Source organism: Streptomyces griseorubiginosus (assembly GCF_001514195.1).
In the GTDB taxonomy this organism is placed as follows: Bacteria; Actinomycetota; Actinomycetes; order Streptomycetales; family Streptomycetaceae; genus Streptomyces; species Streptomyces griseorubiginosus.
The window spans coordinates 490634-511704 of the sequence record NZ_KQ948734.1 but is presented as its reverse complement, the minus strand read 5'-3'; the positions used below and the strand labels follow the sequence as shown (position 1 = coordinate 511704).

Annotated in this window: 17 protein-coding genes; 10 read left to right on the top strand and 7 right to left on the bottom strand. The window is 70.7% G+C overall.

The features are described 5' to 3' along the window. The first annotated feature begins 54 nt into the window (after positions 1-54). On the top strand, positions 55-1185 hold the full coding sequence (locus AQJ54_RS02340) for an acyltransferase family protein (protein WP_062233371.1): 1131 nt from the start codon (positions 55-57) through the stop codon (positions 1183-1185). A gap of 2 nt (positions 1186-1187) precedes the next feature. Here the strand turns inward: AQJ54_RS02340 and AQJ54_RS02335 are convergent, their stop codons facing one another. After that, positions 1188-1835, bottom strand: coding sequence for a TetR/AcrR family transcriptional regulator (locus AQJ54_RS02335; RefSeq protein ID WP_062233369.1), 648 nt, complete (start codon positions 1833-1835; stop codon positions 1188-1190). A 70-nt stretch (positions 1836-1905) separates the two neighbouring features. Here AQJ54_RS02335 and AQJ54_RS02330 point away from each other — a divergent pair, with 70 nt between their 5' ends. Further along, complete coding sequence (locus AQJ54_RS02330; protein WP_062233366.1) at positions 1906-3306, top strand: FAD-dependent oxidoreductase; 1401 nt, start codon at positions 1906-1908, stop codon at positions 3304-3306. Here the strand turns inward: AQJ54_RS02330 and leuE are convergent. After that, positions 3296-3946, bottom strand: coding sequence for a leucine efflux protein LeuE (leuE, locus tag AQJ54_RS02325; RefSeq protein WP_062023677.1), 651 nt, complete (start codon positions 3944-3946; stop codon positions 3296-3298). The two genes, AQJ54_RS02330 and leuE, sit on opposite strands and share 11 nt — an antisense overlap. Positions 3947-3963: 17 nt before the next feature. Then, on the bottom strand, positions 3964-5544 hold the full coding sequence (locus AQJ54_RS02320) for an acyl-CoA mutase large subunit family protein (protein WP_062233362.1): 1581 nt from the start codon (positions 5542-5544) through the stop codon (positions 3964-3966). 218 nt (positions 5545-5762) lie between these two features. Here AQJ54_RS02320 and AQJ54_RS02315 point away from each other — a divergent pair, with 218 nt between their 5' ends. After that, on the top strand, positions 5763-6617 hold the full coding sequence (locus AQJ54_RS02315; protein ID WP_062233359.1) for a L,D-transpeptidase family protein: 855 nt from the start codon (positions 5763-5765) through the stop codon (positions 6615-6617). Positions 6618-6833: 216 nt separating this feature from the next. Here the strand turns inward: AQJ54_RS02315 and AQJ54_RS02310 are convergent, their stop codons facing one another. After that, the gene (locus AQJ54_RS02310) at positions 6834-7952 is read right to left on the bottom strand and encodes a hypothetical protein (protein WP_062233356.1); all 1119 of its coding nucleotides are present in this window, start codon (positions 7950-7952) and stop codon (positions 6834-6836) included. Continuing rightward, on the bottom strand, positions 7952-8614 hold the full coding sequence (locus tag AQJ54_RS02305; protein ID WP_062023668.1) for an RNA polymerase sigma factor: 663 nt from the start codon (positions 8612-8614) through the stop codon (positions 7952-7954). The genes AQJ54_RS02310 and AQJ54_RS02305 overlap by 1 nt, the downstream gene beginning before the upstream one ends. A gap of 17 nt (positions 8615-8631) precedes the next feature. Here AQJ54_RS02305 and AQJ54_RS45545 point away from each other — a divergent pair, with 17 nt between their 5' ends. The 6 genes from AQJ54_RS45545 to AQJ54_RS02285 all read left to right on the top strand — a co-directional run bounded on the left by AQJ54_RS45545 (position 8632) and on the right by AQJ54_RS02285 (position 17043). Beyond that, positions 8632-8808, top strand: a complete 177-nt coding sequence (locus tag AQJ54_RS45545) for a hypothetical protein (RefSeq protein ID WP_159055497.1) — start codon at positions 8632-8634, stop codon at positions 8806-8808. A 228-nt stretch (positions 8809-9036) separates the two neighbouring features. After that, a complete protein-coding gene (fxsA, locus tag AQJ54_RS46575; RefSeq protein WP_063806391.1) occupies positions 9037-9204 on the top strand; it encodes an FxSxx-COOH cyclophane-containing RiPP peptide in 168 nt (55 codons plus the stop codon). Between the two features lie 222 nt (positions 9205-9426). After that, positions 9427-10659: an FxsC protein gene (gene fsxC / locus AQJ54_RS02300; protein WP_248845285.1), complete on the top strand. Its 1233-nt coding sequence runs from the start codon at positions 9427-9429 to the stop codon at positions 10657-10659. Continuing rightward, positions 10656-14624: an FxSxx-COOH system tetratricopeptide repeat protein gene (gene fxsT, locus AQJ54_RS02295; protein WP_062233350.1), complete on the top strand. Its 3969-nt coding sequence runs from the start codon at positions 10656-10658 to the stop codon at positions 14622-14624. Before fsxC ends, fxsT begins: the two co-directional genes overlap by 4 nt. A gap of 95 nt (positions 14625-14719) precedes the next feature. Further along, complete coding sequence (locus tag AQJ54_RS02290; protein WP_062233347.1) at positions 14720-15976, top strand: FxsB family cyclophane-forming radical SAM/SPASM peptide maturase; 1257 nt, start codon at positions 14720-14722, stop codon at positions 15974-15976. A gap of 107 nt (positions 15977-16083) precedes the next feature. Further along, a complete protein-coding gene (locus AQJ54_RS02285) occupies positions 16084-17043 on the top strand; it encodes an aKG-HExxH-type peptide beta-hydroxylase (protein ID WP_062233344.1) in 960 nt (319 codons plus the stop codon). Between the two features lie 48 nt (positions 17044-17091). Here the strand turns inward: AQJ54_RS02285 and AQJ54_RS02280 are convergent, their stop codons facing one another. Both AQJ54_RS02280 and AQJ54_RS02275 read right to left on the bottom strand, forming a co-directional pair. After that, the gene (locus AQJ54_RS02280) at positions 17092-17910 is read right to left on the bottom strand and encodes a hypothetical protein (protein ID WP_062233341.1); all 819 of its coding nucleotides are present in this window, start codon (positions 17908-17910) and stop codon (positions 17092-17094) included. After that, positions 17907-18524 (bottom strand): RNA polymerase sigma factor, encoded by a 618-nt coding sequence (locus AQJ54_RS02275; RefSeq protein ID WP_030316936.1) that lies wholly within the window; start codon positions 18522-18524, stop codon positions 17907-17909. The genes AQJ54_RS02280 and AQJ54_RS02275 overlap by 4 nt, the downstream gene beginning before the upstream one ends. A gap of 295 nt (positions 18525-18819) precedes the next feature. On the opposite strand from AQJ54_RS02275, the gene AQJ54_RS02270 reads away from it, so the two are divergent. Beyond that, positions 18820-20949: a peptidoglycan recognition protein family protein gene (locus tag AQJ54_RS02270; RefSeq protein ID WP_062233338.1), complete on the top strand. Its 2130-nt coding sequence runs from the start codon at positions 18820-18822 to the stop codon at positions 20947-20949. The last annotated feature ends 122 nt before the right edge of the window (positions 20950-21071 follow it).

Here is a 21071-nt window from a genome sequence, read left to right as displayed (position 1 = left end):
CGTGGTGCCTAACCTGCTGGTGGACGCCACTTCTCCCTGCTAGGGGTTACCACCGTGACCGAGACGGTCGTGAGCACCACCCAGCCGCAGCCCGTCCCGGCCGCGCCCGTTCAGGTCGCCCCCGTGAAGCGCTCCGGGGGCCGCCTCCGGGCGCTGGACGGGCTGCGGCTGATCGCCGCGCTGATGGTGGCGCTGTACCACTACGGGGGGCGCGGCGGCGAGGTCACGAAGGCCTGGGGCAGCCCGGCCGACCAGCAGTTCCCCACCCTGCACACGCCGTTCGCCTACGGCTGCCTCGGCGTCCAGGTCTTCTTCGTCATCAGCGGCTTCGTGATCTGCATGAGCGGCTGGGGCCGTCCGCTGCGCTCGTTCTTCGCCTCCCGGGTGTCCCGGCTGATGCCGGCGTACTGGGCGGCGGTGCTCCTCGTGGCCGGGGTGTTCGCGCTGCCGTGGGTGGCCTACAGGACGGTCTCGCCGAGCGACGCGCTGGTGAACCTGACGCTGCTCCAGCAGCCGCTGGGCGTGGACCGGGTGCTGGGCGTGGACTGGACGCTGTGGGCGGAGATCCGCTTCTACGCCCTGTTCGCGCTGGTGGTCGTCCTGCCGGGGGCGACCCGGCGCCGGGTCGTGATGTTCTGCGCCTGCTGGACCCTGGCGGCGGCGATCGCGCAGGGCGCGAAAATGCCGCTGCTGGACATCGTGCTGATGCCGGAGTACGCGCCGTTCTTCATCGGGGGGATGGGGCTCTATCTCATACACCGCGACCGCAGGGACGCCACCGCGTGGGGCATCGTCGCCGTCAGCTTCCTGATCGGCCAGCACTACGCGGTGCGTGACCTGTGGAACGTCTCGGACCCGCACGCCTTCGCGCACCGGACGTCGTACGGCATCATCCTGGTCGTCGCCTTCGGGTTCCTGGCGGTCGCCGCGATCGCGCTGGGCTGGCTGGACCGGGCGAACTGGCGCTGGCTGACGGTGGCCGGGGCGCTGACGTACCCCTTCTACCTGGTGCACGAGCACCTGGGCTGGGTGGTGATCCGCGTCCTGCACCGCGACCTGGGCCTCCCCTCGTCGGCGACCTTCGTCCTGACGATCGCCTCGATGCTGACGTTGGCCTGGCTCCTGACCCGCTTCGTCGAGGACCGCCTCACGCCTCGGCTACGGACAGCGCTCAACAGGTCCTGACATCACCGGCCGTACCGCGCCTCGATTCCCGCCAGCACCAGCGCCAGTCCCTCCTCGTAGTGCTGGTCGAAGTCCTGGAAGATCTCCGCGCCCGCCGCGGCCGACAGGGGGAAGTCGGCCATGAGGCGGGCGCGTTCGGCCACGTCGAAGCCTTCTCGGCGTTCGCCCGGCATCGGCTCCACGCCCTGTTCCTCGATGACGAAACCGAGCGTGTAGAGGTACGACGTCGAGGTGGCGCGGACCGCCTGGGCGAGGGTGAATCCGGCGGCCGTGAAGAGGGCCAGGGTCCCCTCCATCTGCTCGACGTGGACCAGGCCCGTGAAGCGTGAGCCGCTGTAGACCTTGGCGCCGTCGCGGTAGCCGAGCAGAGCGGTGCGCAGTCCGCGGTTGGCCTTGAGCAGCCGTTCCCGCCAGGTGTCGGACGGGTCGAGCTCGGTGTCCGCGACCATGCGCCGGTACATCTCCGTGGCCATCTCGTCGAGCAGGGCCTGTTTGTCCTTGAAGTGCCAGTACAGGGCGGGCGCCTTGACGTCGAGTTCCCTGGCGATGGCCCGCAGGGTGAGGCCGTCGAGGCCCACGTCGTTCAGGAGCTTCAGCGCGGTGCCGGCGACCCGTGCGCGGTCGAGGGGTGGGCGTTTCTCCGTACTCACGCTTGACAGCTTAACAGCGTTAAGGGCACGCTCGTGGAGCGGAGCACTTAACAGCGTTAAGGAGTGAGTCATGAACACGGACGTACTGGTCGTCGGCGCCGGCCCCACCGGCCTCGCCCTCGGCATCGACCTCGCCCGGCGGGGCGTGGACGCGCTGGTCGTGGAGAAGGCGGACCGGCTGTTCCCGGGCTCGCGCGGCAAGGGCCTCCAGCCGCGCACGATGGAGGTCTTCGACGACCTCGGCGTGCTCGACGCGATCCTCGCGGCCGGCGGCACGTACCCGGTCGGGATGGTCTGGCAGGACGGCGAGCGGGTGGGCGAGCACCGGATGTTCGAGCCGGCCGAGGTCACGGACGACTCGCCGTACAACGCGCCCTGGATGGTGCCCCAGTGGTGCACGCAGGAAGTGCTGTTCGCGCGGCTCGTGGAGCTCGGCGGGCGGGTGTCCTTCGGGCGGGAGGTCGTCGGGTTCGAGCAGGACACGGAAGGTGTGACCGTGCGCTTCGCTACGGGCCCCGAGATCCGCGCCCGCCATCTCGTCGCCGCCGACGGCGGCCGCTCGGTCGTCCGCAGGACGCTCGGGATCGGCATGACCGGCGAGACCGTCGACCCCCACCCGATGCTCGTCGCGGACGTCCGCATCACCGGCCTGGACCGCGACAACTGGCACATCTTCCCGCCCCGCGGCGACGACTCCGCCTACCTCGCGATCTGCCCGCTGGCCGGCACGGAGGACTTCCAGGTCGTGGCCCAGTTCCCCGAGGGCACCGACGTGGACCTGTCCCCCGACGCGATCCGCGAGGTCGTCGCGGCCCGCTCCCACCTCGCCCCCGAGTCCGTCACCGAGGTCCGCTGGGCCTCCGACTTCCGGCCCCGCGCGGCCCTCGCCGACGCCTTCCGCTCCGGCCGGGTCCTCCTCGCGGGCGACGCGGCCCACGTCCACTCCCCGGCGGGCGGCCAGGGCCTGAACACGAGCGTCCAGGACGCGTACAACCTGGGCTGGAAGCTGGCAGCAGTCCTCCGGTCCGAGGCCACGGCGGATCTCCTGGACACCTACGAGGAGGAGCGCCGGCCCGTCGCCGCGCACATGCTCGGCATCTCGACGGGCGTGCACCGCGGGGAGGTCCGCCGTGGGGACGCCACCCGGCAGCTGAACCTGGGGTACCGGGAGTCGTCCCTCACCGAGGAGACCCGTACGGCGGTGACGGGGCTCCGCGCGGGCGACCGCGCCCCCGACGGCAAGCTCGACGGCACCCGGCTCTTCGACGCGTTCCGGGGCCCGCACTGGACGCTGGTGGCCGTCGGGACCGAGGCGCCCGCACTGCCGGAAGCGGTGCGGGTGGTCACGGGCGAGGAGCAGCCGTCGTACGGCAAGGGGCTGTTCCTGGTCCGTCCGGACGGCTATGTGGGCTGGGCGGGCGAGGACACCGGCACGCTGACCGACTACGTCCGGCGGCTGATCACGCGCTAGCGAGCGACAGCTTCACCGCGAACCCCAGGAACAGCGCGCCCGCGGCGGACGTCGCCCCGGCCGACAGCAGCCGCCTGCGGCGGAAGGCCTCCGCCAGCTTCGTCCCGCTGAATATCAGCACGGTGAGGTACAGGAAGCTGGCCACCTGGGCGAACGCCCCGAGCACCACGAAGGAGACGGCCGGATACGCGTAGGCCGGGTCCACGAACTGCACGAAGAAGGCGATGAAGAACAGGATCGCCTTGGGGTTGAACAGGCTGATCACCAGGGCCTTGCGGTACGGCCGCTCGGCCGGACCCTCGGCGGCGGCCTCCGCGTCGGCAACCGGTGACCGGCGGCTCCGCCACATCCCCCACGCGGCCCGCAGCATCCCGACCGCGAGCCAGGTCAGATACCCGGCCCCGGCGTACTTCACGATCCCGAACAGCACGGCGTTGGCCTGGAGCAGCGAGGCCACCCCGGCCGCGGACAGCGTCATCAGCACGGTGTCCCCGCACCACACCCCGGCCGCGGCGGTGTAACCGGCCCGTACGCCCCGCCGGGCGGCGACGGAGACGACGTAGAGCGAGTTGGGCCCGGGCAGCAGCACGATCAGGACGAGGCCTGCCAGGTAGGTGGGGAGGTCGATGACACCGAACATGCAGACGAGTGTCGCACTCAGAACGCGTCCGAAGGAACGTACGTGCCCCACACCTCGCGCAGGGCGCCGCACACCTCGCCGACCGTCGCCCGGGCCCTGAGGGCGTTCTTCATGGGGTACAGGACGTTGTCCTCGCCCTCGGCGGCCTTCTTGAGGGCGGCCAGGGCGGCGTCCACGGCGGCGCCGTCGCGTTCGGCGCGGAGCCGGGCGAGGCGCTCGGTCTGCTGGGACTCGATGGCGGGGTCGACCCGGAGGGGCTCGTACGGCTCCTCCTCGTCGAGCTGGAAGCGGTTGACGCCGACCACGACCCGCTCGCCCGAGTCGGTCTCCTGGGCGATGCGGTAGGCGTTGCGTTCGATCTCGTTCTTCTGGAAGCCGTGTTCGATCGCGGCGACCGCGCCGCCGAGGTCCTCGACCTTCCGCATCAGGTCCAGCGCGGCCGCCTCCACGTCGTCGGTCATCCGCTCGACGACGTAGGACCCGGCGAAGGGGTCGACCGTCGCGGTCACGTCCGTCTCGTGGGCCAGCACCTGCTGGGTGCGCAGGGCGAGGCGGGCGGACTTGTCCGTCGGCAGGGCGATGGCCTCGTCGAAGGAGTTGGTGTGCAGGGACTGGGTGCCGCCGAGGACGGCCGCGAGACCCTGCACCGCGACCCGGACCAGGTTCACCTCCGGCTGCTGGGCGGTCAGCTGGACGCCCGCGGTCTGCGTGTGGAAGCGCAGCATCAGCGACTTCGGGTTCTTCGCGCCGAACTCCTCCCGCATCACCCGCGCCCAGATCCGGCGGGCGGCACGGAACTTGGCCACCTCCTCCAGAAGCGTCGTACGGGCGACGAAGAAGAAGGACAGGCGGGGGGCGAAGTCGTCGACGTCCATGCCCGCCGCGACCGCCGTGCGGACGTACTCGATGCCGTCGGCGAGGGTGAAGGCGATCTCCTGCGCGGGCGAGGCACCCGCCTCCGCCATGTGGTAGCCGGAGATCGAGATCGTGTTCCACCTCGGGATCTCGGCCCGGCAGTACTTGAAGATGTCCGCGGTCAGGCGAAGGGAGGGCTTCGGCGGGAAGATGTAGGTGCCGCGCGCGATGTACTCCTTCAGCACGTCGTTCTGGATCGTGCCGGTGAGCCTGTCGGCCGGGACGCCCTGTTCCTCCGCGACCAGTTGGTACAGGAGCAGGAGGAGGGCGGCGGGGGCGTTGATCGTCATCGACGTCGACACCTCTCCCAGCGGGATCCCGCCGAACAGCACCCGCATGTCGTCGATCGAGTCGATCGCCACGCCCACCTTGCCGACCTCGCCGTGCGCGATCGGGGCGTCCGAGTCGTGGCCCATCTGGGTGGGCAGGTCGAAGGCGACCGACAGGCCCGTGGTGCCGTGGGCGATCAGCTGCCGGTAGCGGGCGTTGGACTCCACGGCTGTCCCGAAACCGGCGTACTGGCGCATGGTCCAGGGGCGGCCGGTGTACATCGACGGGTACACGCCCCGCGTGAAGGGGTACGCGCCCGGCGCACCCAGCTTCTCCGCGGGATCCCAGCCGTGCAGGGCCTCGGGACCGTAGACGGGTTCGATGGGCAGTCCGGACTCCGACTCACGCGTCATGCCCACCACGGTATTGCGGTGGCGCGGGGATCGCCGCCGGGTGCTGCGCGAGCCGGGGGAAACGGGCCGGGTCGTTCGTCGGGGGCGAACGGGGCGTTCGTCGGTGGGCGACGGATCGTTCGTCGAGGGGTGAGGGGTCGTTCGTCGGGGGGCGAGTGGGGGGAGACATCGAGGGGATGTCGGTGAGACGGCTGGGGGTCCGGATGCGTACTACGGGCATGGGGCGAGGGTTCGCGGCACTGCTGGTCCTGGCGATGGCCTGCGGCTGCACGGTGCAGGGCAGCGGCGAGGACGGCGGCGACGGCAAGCGACACCTCCCCGTGCGGATCGAGGTGCCGAAGCGCAGCACCCCGCCGGCGCAGGACCCCGGCCCCGGCGCGACACCGTCGGCGCAGGACCCCAAGCCCGGCGCGACACCGCCGAGCACCTCCGCCGCGTCCGGCCCCGTGCTGTGGTCGCGCGGCGACACCGGGCCCGGTGTGCGGGAACTCCAGGCCCGGCTGCGGCAGGTCGCCTGGCTCTACGACGGCCCGACGGGGTCGTACGACGATCTCACCGAGCGGGCGGTGAAGGGGTTCCAGGGCAAGCGCGGGCTGCCGAGGACCGGGCGGACCGACACGGTCACCTGGAAGCGGCTGAAGGCCATGACCCACGAACCGGGCAAGTGGGAGCTGTACCTGATGGGCGGGCAGCCGGCCGACGCCCCGGACCCGCGCTGTCTGACCGGGCGGGTGCTGTGCATCAGCAAGACGAGCCGGACCCTGCGCTGGATGATCGACGGCCGCACGCTGACGACCGTGTCGGTCCGTTTCGGCTCGGTGGGCACCCCGACCCGGGAGGGTGTGTTCCGTGTCTACTGGAAGTCACGCCACCATGTGTCGACGCTCTACGACTCCCCCATGCCCTACGCCATGTTCTTCAGCGGCGGCCAGGCGGTGCACTATTCGGCCGACTTCGCGGCCCATGGCTACGCGGGCGGCTCGCACGGCTGCGTCAACGTGCGGGACGAGGGGGCGATCGCGAGCCTGTTCGCCCAGGTGCGGAACGGCGACAAGGTCGTCGTCCACTGGTGAGCGCGAGGAGTTAAGGGGCGCGGACGGGACCGGGGGAACGTGTCCCGCCCGCGCCAGGTGCACGAGCCGTAGGTACGGGGGGAACCCCGGCTCTGTGCGACGGCCGATGACCAGTCGGCTCACTCATTACTGCGCCACGGCGTCCGAAAACGTCACACCCACCGCGACAGGGGCCGCGGCGGGTGCGAAAGATGCAGGTCAGCGGGTTGGGCAGGGTCAGAGCGCGCTGTACGACGGGCTCGGCTCCGGGTCCGGGCCGGGGCTCGGTGACATCGTTTCCCCGCTCGGGCCGGGCGTCGGGGAGAGGGAGGCGGGGTGGGTGGCGCCGCCGTGGGGTGCCATGAACTGACCGTCGTCCGGACCGTCCTGATCGCCGTCCTGATCGCCCTGTCCGTTGCCGTTGCCGTTCCCGTTCCCGTTCCCGTTGCCTTTGCCCCAGCCGTTCCTGTGCTTCCCGCCGTGCTTGTTGTTGTGCCCGTTGTCGTTCTTGCTGTCGTTCTTGCTGTCGTTCTTCTCGTCGTCCTTGCCGCCGGGCCCGCCCCGGCCGCCGCCCTTGCGGTCGTCGGAGCCTGCGTGGGGGCCGCCCTCGGACAGGACGCCCTTGCAGAACGTCCACACCCTCGGCGAGCCGCCCGCCGCGCCTTCCAGCGAGCGCTTGCGGTGCGGGTTCAGCTTCTTGCCGTCGCTCAGGTCACGGCAGGAGGAGAGCGCGGATCTCCAGTCGCCGTGGGCCGTGCCGGTGTTGCCGCGGGCGGTGTCGCGCGAACCGGCCTCGCCGGACGGGGACCCCTCGGGCGAGGGCGAGACCTCGGGGGACCGGGGCGAAGGAGATCCGAGCGGACGGGTCGGTGAGGCGTCCGCGGACACCGACGCGCCGGGCTCCGGTTCGTCGTTGCCGGACGGCGCCAGGGCTCCGGTTCCGGCCACGACCGCGGCTCCGCCCACCACCCCGGCGGCCAGCACGGCGGCCAGTCCGAAGTGCGCGGGGCGGCGCCGGCGGGGAGGCGCGGCCTTCGGGCCGGGGGCGCCGATGCGTACGAGACCGGCGTCGAGGGGGTCGGCGGGATCGCCTCCGCCCTGGGGCCGGCTGAGCACGGCAGGGCTCTCCCAGCCGTCCGCACGGTCAGCGCGCGCCTTGCGGAAGGCGGCCAACGCGGCCTCCTCGCCGGGCAGTTCGGTGCTGGTCGGCGGGGGTTCCGCGGTCAGTGCGGCGAGGGTCCGCGCGAGGAGTTCGGCCTGGTCGCGGGTGGTCTCGTCGACAGCTTCCAGTGACTCGCCGCGCAGCAAACGCTCCGCTGTCTCGAGGTCCAGCCACCTGTAGCTCTCGTCGGCCATCACATGTCCTTCTGCGTCCGCGGGCGCATATGCGTCACAGTCGCGGACGTCACCGCACGGTCCCGCGGTTCTCGCTGGGGCGGCAGGGCATCGAGCGCGCCGGGGGATTCCGGATCCGCGTCGAGGAGTTCGGCGAGCCGTTTCAGACCCCGGTGCGCGGCGGTCCGTACGGCGCCCGGACGCTTGCCCAGGGTCTCGGCGGCGGTCTTGGCGTCCAGGCCGACCACCACCCGCAGCACCACGGCCTCGGCCTGGTCCTGGGGCAGCCGGGCGATGAGCGAGAGGGTGGTGCCGGTGGCGAGCGCCTCGATGGCCTCACCCGCGGTGTCCGACTCGGCGGGCTTGCCGGTCAGTTCGGTCTCGTCGCCGCCGATGGCGGGGCGTCGGCCGCGCATCCGTATGTGGTCCAGGGCGCGGTTGCGGGCTATCCGGGCGGCCCAGCCGCGGAAGCGGTCCGCGTCGCCGTCGAAGCGGTCCAGGTCACGGGCTATCTGGAGCCAGGCCTCGGAGGCCACGTCCTCGGCGTCCGGATCGCCGACCAGTGTCCGGACGTATCCGAGCAGCCGCGGGTGCACGGTGCGGTACACAGTACGGAACGCGGTCTCGTCCCCGTCCTGCGCCGCACGCACCGCGGCGGTCAGCTCCGCGTCGTCCCCCAGCACCCGTGAGTCCTCAATACGTGGTCGCGATCGATGGTCGTCGCTTCGAGCCGTCGAGGGTGGTGGTGATCGTTCGAGAGTCACGTTTGATCATTCAACATCCGCGCCCGGCGCGAAAGGCACGTTACGACCTGAAACCGCTGCTCGTCCATGTCCGTACAAAAAGCAACGACCTCGTGATCCGGGGCGGGGTGTGACACAAACCGCACCCGCGGCGCTGTAGAGAGTACGGGCCGCCGCGCGGCCCGTGCCGCGCGACGGCCGGGGCCTCTCCTGTGGGGGGTGGCGGCCTCGGCCGTCTCCGCGGGGGATGTCGTTCCGACTCCTGGCTTCCCCTGGTGCGCTATAGAGCCGCTCTGCCACTAGGCTCTGTCCCGTCGCCCGCTGCCCTGGCGTGGCACGTGCGAGGTAGAAAGGCACTGCAGGTGCTGACAGAGAGCGACTCCGAGTACGTCTCGGACCTGGTGGACATCACCGACCTGTCCATGGACGCACTGGAGAACCTGCCGGACACCGCTCTGGCCCGGGTGCTCTACGATGTGCGGTTCCCGTCGGGCGAGAGCTGCGCCGCGTTCACCTCGGCCCTTCTCTGAACGCCGACAGCACCTCCGCGCCACCTTTCGGCCAAGTACGATCCGTCCTGCCACTGTGAGTTGAGCCCCGGCCGATCGGGGTATCACGTTGCCACGCACGTATCCCGGCTCAAGGCGCGGTGAGACGCCTGCGGCCGCATACGGCAGCCGGGGGGTGCTTTGGAGCGAGAGCCGTACTTTTTCCTCAGCTACGCGCGCCGGGACGACCGTGGAAGCGCGTTCGTGGGCCGTTTCTACGACGACCTGGTCGAGGAACTGGCTCGTCTGGGCGCGGACGTCAGTGGTCAGCAGCCGTTTCTCGATGTCGAGCGCATCGGCCTGGGCATGGACTGGGAGAGCACGCTCGGCAGCGAGATCGGGCACTGCCGGGCCATGGTGGCCCTGTGTTCCCCTGCGTACGTCAACAGCCTGTACTGCGGCAAGGAGTGGGCCGCCTTCGAATCCCGGGTGCTGAAGTACCGCGAGCAGACGGACATCGAGGTGCCAGCCCTCATACCGATCCTGTGGGTCCCCCTGCACCAGGCGATGCCGCCGGAGATCAGCAGGTATCAGTACTTCGAACCGGCGATGGGCCAGGAGTACCTGGAGCAGGGCCTGATGGGGCTGCTGCGTTCCGCCCCGGGGGGCCGGGCCTACCGTGCCGTCCTGGAGCTCGTGGCGAAGAGGGTGCAGCACGTGGCCGATCTCTTCCGGTTGCCTCGTGCGCAGGGTCTCGACCTGGGCACTGTGCGCAGCCCCTTCGAGGGACGGGAGCCCGCGGGACCGGGCAGCCGGACCACGGGTCACGTCCGGGTCTTCATCGCCGCCGGTGTCACCGACCCCCTGCCTGAAGGCCGGCAGCGGCGCGAGTACTACGGGCCCTCACCGCTCGACTGGACCCCGTACCACCCTCCGGTCCATCCCACCGTGGCCTACCGAGCTCAACGCGTGATTATCGACGAGGGGTGCACGAGCACCCTTGAGGTCGTCGACGGTGGTCTCGGCGAGAAGCTCGAGGAGGCCATGTACAACAACCAGACCTCCGTGCTGCTGGTCGACGCGTGGGCCGCCAGGGAGGGCCGGTACCGCACTGCGCTGTCCGACTACGACCGAGAGAACCACCCCGTCACCGGAGTGCTCGTCCCTTGTCATGAGACGGACGAGGAATCCGGTGACGAGAAGCTGTGGGCCGACCTCCAGCAGGTCTTCAGACGCAACTGGATGCGACGCAACGACCCCTACGACCCGTTGTTCCAGGTCCAGGTCGAACGCCAACGGTTCGAGGACCGGCTGGCCCGCATGGTGGTCGTGGCACAGAACCGCCTCATGGAGAAGGCCGTCCCGCGCCGGCTGCCCGCCGGACCGTCGGCACCGCCCATGCCGGGACTCAGCGTCCCGTATCCCCCTCCGTCCCGTGCCGACGACCCGACCGAGCCGGAGGGTCCGTTCGCACCTGCAGAAGGATCAGGACAATGAGCACTGAGGCCCAGGCTCAGGAAACCGGCCGGATCGTCACCTTCTACTCCTACAAAGGTGGCACCGGCCGCACGATGGCCCTGGTCAACGTCGGTTGGATCATGGCTAGCAACGGCAAGCGGGTGCTGCTGGTCGACTGGGACCTGGAAGCTCCCGGACTGCACCGCTATCTGCGCCCCTTCCTCCTCGATCCGAAGCTGCGGGACACCGACGGCCTTATCAACATGGTGAACTCCTTCGTCGGACAGGTCATGCGCCCCGGGCCGCTGGAACCCGGTGCCGGGACCACCGTCATGAGCGAGGACGAGCTTCGTTCCCACGCCCGCCTGGGCCCTCGCACCACCGGCCTTGACCTGCGGTTCCCGGCGGGCGGCCGGCTCGACTTCCTGCCCGCGGGACGGATGTCCCCCTCGTACTCCGCGGACGTCACCAGTTTCAACTGGCGCGCGTTCTACGAGCGTCTGGGCGGCGGCTCCTTCCTCCAGGTGCTTCGGGAGGAGATGAAGGCCTCGTACGACTACGTCCTCATCGACAGCCGCACGGGCGTCAGCGACATCTCGGGGATCTGTACGACGCTGATGCCGGACGTCCTGGTCGACGGCTTCGTCCTGAACCACCAGAGCATCGAGGGCGGCCTGGACGTCGCACAGTCCGTGGCAGCGGAGGTGCGCCATCCGGTGCGTATCCTCCCCGTTCCCATGCGCGTCGAGGACGGGGAGCAGGAACTGCTCGAATGGGGCCGGGACCTGGCCCGTGCCGAGTTCGGACCGTTCCTGTCGTGGCTGGAGGACTCGGAGCACGACCAGTACTGGGGAGAGGTCGAGATCCCCTACAAGAAGTACTACGCGTACGCCGAGATCCCCGCCACGGTCCGAGACCGGCCCGCCCAGCCCGGCAACCTGCTGGCGGCCTTCGAGCGGCTCACCGGGTGGATCACCGACGGCCGGGTGCGGTCCCTCGTCCCCCACCCGGAGGAGGACCGGCTGGTGATGCGCGCCGCGTACCTCGACCCCCGGACGTCATGGCCGCGCATCCACGTCAGCTACGCTCCGGCCGACCGCATGTGGGCCGAATGGGTCGCGGCCCGCATGGAAGGCGCCGGGTATCAGGTCTCGCTGCACAGCACCGCCGAACCGAGCACCGGGACGCTGCCCGAGGTCGCCCCCGTGGTGAAGGGACGGGGCAGGCTGCTGGCCCTGCTCTCCCCCGAGTACATGGTGCAGCGGCGCGCCCGGGACATCTGGACCCAGCTGAGAGGCCAGGAGAGCGCCGACGGGTCGCTGCTGGCGGTACGCGTCCAGGAGTTCGAGACCACGGCCCGGGACCCCTTCAGGGGGCGGTTCGCCGCCGACCTCACCCACTGCACTCCCGAGGAGGCGGAAGCCCATCTGCTCTCCGTCGTGGGCCCGGTCCGTCGCACCCGCGTTCCGGGCACTGTCTTGCCGGCCACCGGCACGCCCGCACCGCCGTTCCCCGGTACGTCCCCAACGGTGCAGCGCGTCCCTTCCAGGAACGTCTCCTTCACGGGCAGGGGCTTTCTGTTGGAGAGCCTGCGCAACGGCTTCACCTCCGGCAGCACGACGCAGGTCCTCTACGGGCTGGGAGGTGTAGGAAAGACGCAAATCGCACAGGAATATGCACATAGGTTTAAAGCAGCATATGACGTAGTTTGGTGGGTCACCGCCGCACAGCCCGGTCTGATCCGTCCGGCCCTGGCCGATCTCGCGCCGCGCCTCGGCCTTGAGGTCGGCGAGGACATGACGAGCACGGCGGAGTCGGTACTGAGGGCACTGCGCCGTGGTGAGCCCTTCGACCGCTGGCTCCTGGTGTATGACAACGCAGGACGTCCCGAACAACTGGCAGAGTTCATCCCGACCGGGCCGCCCGGCGGACACGTCCTGCTCAGCTCCCGGGACCGGACCTGGGTGAACGACGCGGGGCTGGTCGAGGTCGAAGTGTTCCAGCGTCAGGAGAGCACGGACCTGCTGCACCGCCTCAACACCGGGCTCACGGCCTCCGACGCCGAGGCGGTGGCCAGGGAACTGGGCGACCTGCCGCTGGCCGTTGCCCAGGCAGCGGTCTGGCTGAGCGAGAGCAGCATGCCGGTGGCCACCTATCTGGCCCTGCTCAAGGACCGCCTCACCGAGGTGTTGCAGAGCACCCAGCTGCCGACGCGGGACTATCCCCACTCCGCCGCGGCGACCTGGCGGCTGGCCCTGGACGAACTACGCAGGGTCAACCAGGCGGCGGCCGAGATGCTGGAGATCTGCTCCTTCTTCGGCCCTGATCCCATCCCCTTGCGGCTTCTCTACAGCAAGGCCGTCACCAAGGCGCTGACGCTGCCCACGGGTGAACCACGCGACGAGATGGCCGTCGCCCAACTCGTACGGGCGATCAACCGGTTCGGCCTCGCCAAGAGCGACCAAAGCAGCGAGACCCTCACGGTGCACCGGCTGGTCCAGGCGGTCATCAGCGAACAGGTCGACGACGAGCGCAAACTGCAGGCGCGCGATGTGGTGCACGCTGCCCTGGTGGACGCCGCCCCGGGCGACCCCGACGTCCCCGGCGACTGGGACCGCTATGCAGAGCTCCTGCCCCATCTGCGGCCCAGCCTGGCCGCAGAGAGCCCGGACCCCGAGGTGCGCAAATGGGTCACCGATTCCGTGCGCTACCTGTGGAAGCGGGGGCTGCACACCGACGCGCAGGAACTCGCGGAACGCACACTGAAACGCTGGGAGGCGTGCGGCATCGGACACCCCGACGACCCGCAGACCCTGATGCTGCGCATCCAGCTCGGCAACGTCCTGCGCTCGAAGGGGCAACTGGGGAAGGCGTACGAGACCGACCTCGACACCTTCGAGCGGTTCCAACGCACCAAGGGCCCGGACTACGCGCACACGCTCGCGGCCGCCGGGAACGTGGCCGCCGACCTGCGCGCGCTGGGCCGCTACCTGGAAGCACGGGAACTCGACCGTCAGACCCTAGACGGAGCCCTGCGGACACTGGGTGACGACCACCCACGCACCCTCATGTACACCAACAACCTCGGTATGTCGGAGTACCTCGCGGGTGATCGCCGGGCAGCCCTGACCCTCCATGAACACGCCTACCGACAGCAGACCGAGGCTCGCGGCCGGGACAACTTCTACTCCCTGCAGTTCGGCAGTAACTACGCCCGGGACCTGCGCGAGACGGGCAATCTGCGGGATGCCCTGGAACTTCTGCGCACGACCGTCCAGTTACTGGAGCAGACCCTCGGCGACACCCACACGGAGACGCTGCGCATCCGCCGCAACCTCGCCGTGGCACTGCGCCGGGCCGGCGACTACGAACAGGCACGAAAGATCGACGAGGACATCCACTCCCGCTACGTCGAGGCGCACGGCACGGAACACGCGGACACCCTCGCCGCGGCCGTCGGTCTCGCCTGTGACCTGGCGGCGCTCGGCGAGCCGGAGCGGGCACGGCAGCTGTCCGAACGGGCGAGGGACCGCTACAGCACCTACCTGGGCGCGGAACATCCCGTCACCCTTGGCTGTTCGACCAACCTCTCGGTGTACCGGCGGTTGACCGGCAGTCCGGACTCCGCACGCGAGTTGTCCCACGAGGCTCTCCACAAAATGATGCGGATCGTCGGGGAAAGTCACCCGTACAGCCTCAGTTGCATGGTCAATCACGCGAACGACCTCATCCTGTCCGGCGATGTGGAAGAGGCGTCCGGGTGGGACCGGCGGGCGCGCCGGTACTTCCTCGACATCCTGGGAGCCGACCACTACGACACCATCAGCATCACCTCCAACCTGGGGCTGAGCCTGGGCGCGCTCGGGCAGACCGAGGAGGCGGAGCAGCTGGTGGCGGAGGCTGCGCGAAGGGCCCGGGAGAAGCTGGGCGAGGACCATCCCACGACCCGGACGATACTGTCCGGAAATCGGCTCGATTCGGACATCGAACCGCCCACTACCTAATCAGTTGACGTCATCCGCCCCAGGAGTCACTCGCACTCATGGGATACCTATGATGGCCTCTTTCCTCCGCCGCCATACCAGAGCGATCGAAGCCGATGTCCGCCACCAGCGCTCCGCCCGTCGCACCGAACGCCGGGCAACAGTCCGTGCCCTTCCGGCAGTTCCTGCTGAAGATCCACAGCAGGTGCAACCTGGCGTGCACCTACTGCTACATGTACGAGGCCGCCGACCAGAGTTGGCGGCAACGACCGAGGATCATGGCTCCGGAAACGGTGCGCCGGGCCGCACGGCTGATGGCCGAACACGCCGGGGAACAAGGCCTGTCCGAGGTGCACGTGGTGCTCCATGGCGGTGAGCCGCTTCTGGTCGGCGCACACCGCCTGGAGGACCTCCTCGGGATGGTGACAGAGACTTTGGCAGGGGTCGCCGCACCTCGGTTCACGATGCAGACCAACGGGATCCGGCTCGCCGAGGACCCCGGGCTGCTCCCCGTCCTCGATCGTCACGGAGTACGGATCGGGGTGAGCCTGGACGGCACCCCGGCCGCACACGACCGGCACCGGCGACGGGCCGACGGACAGGGCAGTCATGCCGCCACCGCCCGAGCACTGGAACTGCTGACGGACCCGGCTCACCAGCACCTGTTCGCCGGCTTGTTGTGCGTGGTCGATCCCACCACCGATCCGCTGGAGACGTACAACGCGCTCCTGGACTTCAACCCTCCGCGGCTGGACCTCCTGCTTCCGCACGCGACCTGGCAGTCCCCGCCGCCCGGCCTCGCCACCCGGACGACTCCACCGTCGGCGCCGCCCGCACCGGGCACCGGTACGCGACCCACCCCGTACGCCGACTGGCTGTGCGCGGTCTTCGACCGCTGGTACGGCGCCCCTCGCCGGGAGACCGGCATCCGGCTGTTCGAGGAGATCATGGCACTGCTGCTCGGCGGCACCGCGCGCAGCGAGATGGTCGGGCTGGCCCCCGTCGACCTCGTCGTCGTGGAGACCGACGGGGCGATCGAACAGGCCGACTCATTGAAGGTGAGCTACCCGGGGGCACCCGAGACCGGGTTGCACGTGTCCCGCGACACCTTCGCCGACGCCGCCGCGCATCCGGCGTTCCGGGCCAGGCAGCGCGGGTTCACCGGGCTCGGTCCGGTCTGCCGCTCCTGCGTCCGGTCCCGTGTCTGCGGTGGGGGCCTGTACGCCCACCGGTACTTCCCCGGGGCCGCCCCGGTCTTCTCGGCGCCCTCCGTGTACTGCGCGGACCTGGCTGTTCTGGTCGACCACATCGGTGCCCGGCTGCGCCGGGACGTGGCCGAACTGACGGCACCCCAGGGGAAGGCCTCCCGATGAGTACGGCGACGGATCGGCGAGGTGGCGCACCGGGCCCTGGTCAGGCGCTGGTCCAGCACACCGTGCCGGCCCCCGTCTTCGAAGCTCTGGCCCGGGGCCGAGGCGGCGTGACGGCCGTGAACCTGCTCCGGGGTGGACAGCTCAGCAAGCGCATGCTGATGCTGCGGGCCCTGCGGCAGACCGCCGAGGGCCTGTCTGAGGAGCGCACCGCCGAAGCGGCCTACCGCGGCCTCCTCGAACTGAACCGGCGGGACCGCGCCGCTTGGCGCGAGGTCATGCTGTATCCCTACCTGGACGAGGGGCTGACCCGGACCCTCACCGCGCTGGAGCAGGGGCTGCCCGCCGACCTGAGGTGGTTGGAGCAGGTGACGGCGGACCCTGGCCGGCGGGCATGGCAGCGCGTCACGGCCGACTGTGACGGCAGGGAACTGGACCTGCGGCTCGCCGACCAGGGCCCCTTCCGTGAGGCGCACGGTCACGAACTCGCCGCACCGCTCACCGCGGAGCAGACTGAGGAGTGGACGCAGGCCCTGGGTGCCGCCTGGACCGTGCTCGTGCGCCGGCACCCTTGGCACGCGGAGGCCATCGCCGCCGGTCTGAGCACGCTGGTTCCGCTGCTCCCCAACCCGGACGGCACCGAGGTCAGTTCAGCGGCCCGCCGCGCTTTCGGCGCCATCGCCGCGTCCCTCCCCGACGACCCGGTGCTGCTCGCACTGACCCTCGTGCACGAATTCCTGCACGTCCAACTCGGCGCCCTAATCGACCTGTTGCCCCTGCACGGCCCTCCGACGAGCGCCCGGTACCACGCTCCGTGGCGGCCCGATCTCCGGCCCGCCGGAGCGCTCCTCCAAGGCACGTACGCGCATCTGGGCGTGACGGACTTCTGGCGCACCGAACTCGCTGCCGGAACGGGGGGCGAGCGTGCTCGACGCGAGTACGCCACCTGGCGGGAGCACACCGAGACCGCCGCCGGCACGCTCCTCGAAAGCGGCGAACTCCTGCCCGTGGGGCGGCGGTTCGTGACGGAGCTGCGGGAGGCGGTGCGCGGCCGGACACTCAGTGCATGAGCGCCCCTTTCACTGGCTGGAGGCGAAGCTGCTCGGCAACCGCCGTCGTCAGTGCTTCTTGGACTTGTTCTTGTCCGCGTTCGACCCGGCGGTCGCCTGCCCCTTCCGCTTACCCGGCTTCACGTCCGCGGCATCCGTCGCCAGTTCCGTCAGCGCGGCGCAGTAGGCGCTGACGTTGTCCTCGCCACCGGCCGCCGCGACGAGCCGCCGGTACGCCGTCGAGTTCAGCGCCCTGCCGCGGCCCCGGAGCTTCTCGTACGCCCGGCAGTGGGCCAGGGTGTCCTTCGCGGTGGCCGGACGGTCGGCGGGGGCGGGCGCCGAGGACCGGGGGGCGGTCGGCGACGGGGCCGGGGCGCTGGTGGTGACGCTCGGACGTACGCCCTCGTCGCGCGCCGCACCCTTGGCCGGGCCGTGGCCACCCGCGCCGATCGCCGCGTAGGCGACACCGCCGAGGGTGAGACTCGCGAGCAGGACGGAGAGCGTCGCCTTCCACGACCGTCCCCACCGCCGCTGCGGACGGGGCCGCCAGTCGTCCCGTCGCCGGGTCCGCGCCCGGTGCGCCCCGGTGTCCCGGGCCACCCGGAAGGCGTCGACGGCCCGCCGCTCGGCCTCGCCGTCCTCCTTCGCGCCGAGAAGCGCCGCCCCGAGCACCGCCTCGAGCCGGCCATGGTCGTACGACACCTTCGGCTCGAAGGCGGCATCACCGTGTGCTCCCCTCGGCAGGAAGACGGCCTCGCCCTGGGCCCCCTTCGCCGGAAACGCGGCGTTCCCGTACGACGGCTCGGGCGCGGGCGACGTCTCGCCGTACGGCCGCTCGTCACCCATGCCGTGTCCGTTCCCGTCCGCCGTGCCGTGCTCGCCTGTCATGTCGACTCCCCCAGCGTCCGGGGGCGTTCATCCGTCACACTCTCGGCGCCGACCAGCTGCGCCAGCCGCTTCAGGCCCCGGTAGGCCGCGGTGCGCACCGCGCCGGGGCGCTTGCCGAGGACGCGGGCGGCGGCCGGGCCGTCGAGGCCGACGACGACCCGGAGCAGGACCGCCTCGGCCTGGTCGCGCGGAAGTGCCCGGACCAGGTCGAGGGCGTACTCGGTGGAGAGGGACTCCAGCGCCTGGTCGTGGGTGCTGTGCGGGCCGGGCAGGTCCAGCATGTCCTGCTCCAGCGCGGACGACCGGGGCCGTACCTTCTGCCGGCGCAGATGGTCCAGGGCCCGGTGCCGGGCGATGGTCGCGCTCCAGCCGCGGAACCCGGCCCCGTCGCCCCGGAACCGCCCGAGGTCCCGGGCGATCTCCAGCCAGGCGTCGGACGCCACGTCCTCGGCGTCGTCGCCGACCAGCCCGCGCAGATATCCGAGCAGTCCGGGCTGCACCAACCGGTAGGCGACCGCGAACGCGGCCTCGTCGCCCTCCTGGGCCCGCGCGACGGCCGCGCCCAGTTCCCCGTCGTACGCCTGCGCGCGGCGGGGTTCCCCTCCCTGGCCCAAGAACTTTCCTGTCCGTACCGGTTCGTGGCGATTCCACACGTTCTGCGGGCTCGCCCTTGCCCATGTCTCCCATGGTCAACAGCGTCCGCCCGCACGGAAGTGTCACAGTCGCGCAGCGGTCCCGGAGGTTGCGGTGGGCAACTACTGTGACGTCTGAGATCGTTGGGACGCTGTGTGAGTGCCACCTGTGCGACAGGTGGCACTTCTGTGTCCGGGTTCAGGGGAACTCCGGGAAGTCCAAGGGGTGGGGTAGGTAGTGAGTCGTCGTAACAGGCGTGCGTACAGACCGCTCAGCATGAAGCGACGGGCGTGGCTGACGCTCGGTGCGGTGGTTCTGGGAGGCGGCGGCATCGCCGGCTACGCCGTCGCCAGTCCGTCGACCGACGGCGCGGGGGGTCCGGCCGAGCGACCGGTGAAGGTCTACAACCTGGGGCTGAAGGCTCCCGAGACCGGCGAGCGCGAGCTGCCGCGCACCGAGACCAAGCAGTTCTCGCTGCTCGGTATCTCCTGGACGGGGGCGACCAAGAAGCTCGACGGCAAGGCGCAGGTGCGCACCCGCAGCGTCGACACGGGCACGTGGACGTCCTGGCAGGACCTGGAGACGGACGCGGACCCGGTGGAGGACGCCGACGAGCGGGCCGGGGCGCGCGGCGCGTCCGAGCCGCTGTGGGTGGGCCCCTCGGACGGTGTCGAGGTCCAGGTCGTCCACGAGGACGGCACCACCAGCGCCGGACTGCCCTCGGGTCTCAGGGTCAACCTGGTCGACCCGGGCGTGACCGCCGCCGAAGCCGACGCCGCGACCGAGCCGGCGGCCTACGCGGAGGACGTGACCCCGAGCCCCTCGGCCCCGTCGCCTACGGCCACCACGCCCGCCGGCCCGGCATCCAACGTCCCCGAGCCGCCGATCGTCTCGCGCGCCGACTGGGGCGCCGACGAGTCGCTGAGCCCGGACCCGTCGGAGTACAACACAGACGTGAAGGCCGTCTTCGTCCATCACACGGCCGGGTCGAACGACTACACCTGCGCCGAGTCGGCGTCGATCGTGCGGGCCATCTACGCGTACCACACCGCCCCGGCCCCCAACGGCAACGGCTGGAACGACCTCGGCTACAACTTCCTGGTCGACAAGTGCGGCACGATCTTCGAGGGCCGCAAGGGGGGCGTCGACCAGCCGGTCCTGGGTGCCCACACCTACGGCTGGAACCGTGAGTCCGCCGGCATCGCGGTCATCGGCGAGTACACCGCCGCGGGCGCCTCGAACGCCGCCCTCACCTCGGTCGCCCGGATCGCGGCCTGGAAGCTCGGCCAGTACGGCGTCGACCCCGCCTCGACGGTCCAGCTGAAGGCGGGCGCCACCCAGAAGAACCTCGCCGGTACGAGCTTCACGTCCGGCACCTCCTACCCCTTCAGCGCGATCTCCGGCCACCGCGACGGCTACGCCACCGAGTGCCCCGGCAACAGCCTCTACGGCCAGCTGCCGACCATCCGCGCCTGGGCGGCCGGCCCGGTGCAGGGCCTGAAGGTCACCTCGCTGACCGGCGCGACCCTGTCCGGCTCGACGTACTGGACCAAGGGCGCGATCACCGTGAAGTGGTCGACGACCACACCGGGTTCGCTGATCTCGAAGTTCGAGCTGCTGGTCGACGGCAACGTCGTCACGACGGTCCCGGGCACGGCCTCGTCCGCGAACACGACCCTGGCAGCGGGCAGCCACAAGGTCGCGGTGCGGGCGGTGCACCAGTCCGGCAAGACCGACGAGAAGTCAACGACCACCGCGCTGACGGTCGTCGCGGACACCACCGCCCCGGTCTTCGCCACCACCCCGAAGATCACCCTGCGCACCGGCACGGTCGAGACCGCGGCCGTCCCGGTCACCCTCGGCTGGAAGGCCACCGACGCGCAGGCGCTGAAGCAGGTCAGCCTGACGTCCCCGACGACGGCCACCTTCGGCCCGACCATCACCAGCTCCAACCGCACCGCCAAGTCCGGTGCGGCGAGCACCTGGTCGATGACGGCGTACGACATCGCGGGCAACACCCGCACCTCGTCGCCCGCCTTCACGCCGATGATCCTCCAGGAGACCTCGGCCACGAAGTCCGGTACCTGGACCTCCCGTTCGTCGTCCAGCTACCTCGGCGGGAAGTCGTACTCCAGCGGCACCAAGAACGCGAGCCTGACCTGGACGTTCACCGGCCGGTCCGCCGCGTGGGTGGTCTCGCGGGCGTCCACCTCGGGACAGGCGTACGTCTACGTGGACGGCACCAAGGTCGCGACCGTGGACCTGAAGTCCTCGACCACGAAGTACCGCCAGGCGATCTGGACCAAGTCCTGGTCGAGCAGCGCCCAGCACAAGATCAAGATCGTGGTCGTCGGCACCAGCGGCCGCCCGACGATCACCACGGACGGCCTGGTCTACGTCAAGTAGCAGTCCACAAGCAGCCGTCCGCGGCACCCGGTTCACCGGCTCGGGCGCCCACTCCCCCGCATCTCGGGGAGTGGGCGCCCGTTCCGCGTTCACCGGCGCCGACAGGGATGGATCGGCGTGGC

Coding starts and splice junctions, on each gene's coding strand:
- AQJ54_RS02330 (WP_062233366.1), top strand. CDS start 1,906: ATGAACACGGACGTACTGGTCGTCGGCGCCGGCCCCACCGGCCTCGCC.
- leuE (WP_062023677.1), bottom strand. CDS start 3,946: ATGTTCGGTGTCATCGACCTCCCCACCTACCTGGCAGGCCTCGTCCTG.
- AQJ54_RS02320 (WP_062233362.1), bottom strand. CDS start 5,544: ATGACGCGTGAGTCGGAGTCCGGACTGCCCATCGAACCCGTCTACGGT.
- AQJ54_RS02315 (WP_062233359.1), top strand. CDS start 5,763: ATGGGGCGAGGGTTCGCGGCACTGCTGGTCCTGGCGATGGCCTGCGGC.
- AQJ54_RS02310 (WP_062233356.1), bottom strand. CDS start 7,952: ATGGCCGACGAGAGCTACAGGTGGCTGGACCTCGAGACAGCGGAGCGT.
- fxsT (WP_062233350.1), top strand. CDS start 10,656: ATGAGCACTGAGGCCCAGGCTCAGGAAACCGGCCGGATCGTCACCTTC.
- AQJ54_RS02290 (WP_062233347.1), top strand. CDS start 14,720: ATGTCCGCCACCAGCGCTCCGCCCGTCGCACCGAACGCCGGGCAACAG.
- AQJ54_RS02280 (WP_062233341.1), bottom strand. CDS start 17,910: ATGACAGGCGAGCACGGCACGGCGGACGGGAACGGACACGGCATGGGT.
- AQJ54_RS02270 (WP_062233338.1), top strand. CDS start 18,820: ATGAAGCGACGGGCGTGGCTGACGCTCGGTGCGGTGGTTCTGGGAGGC.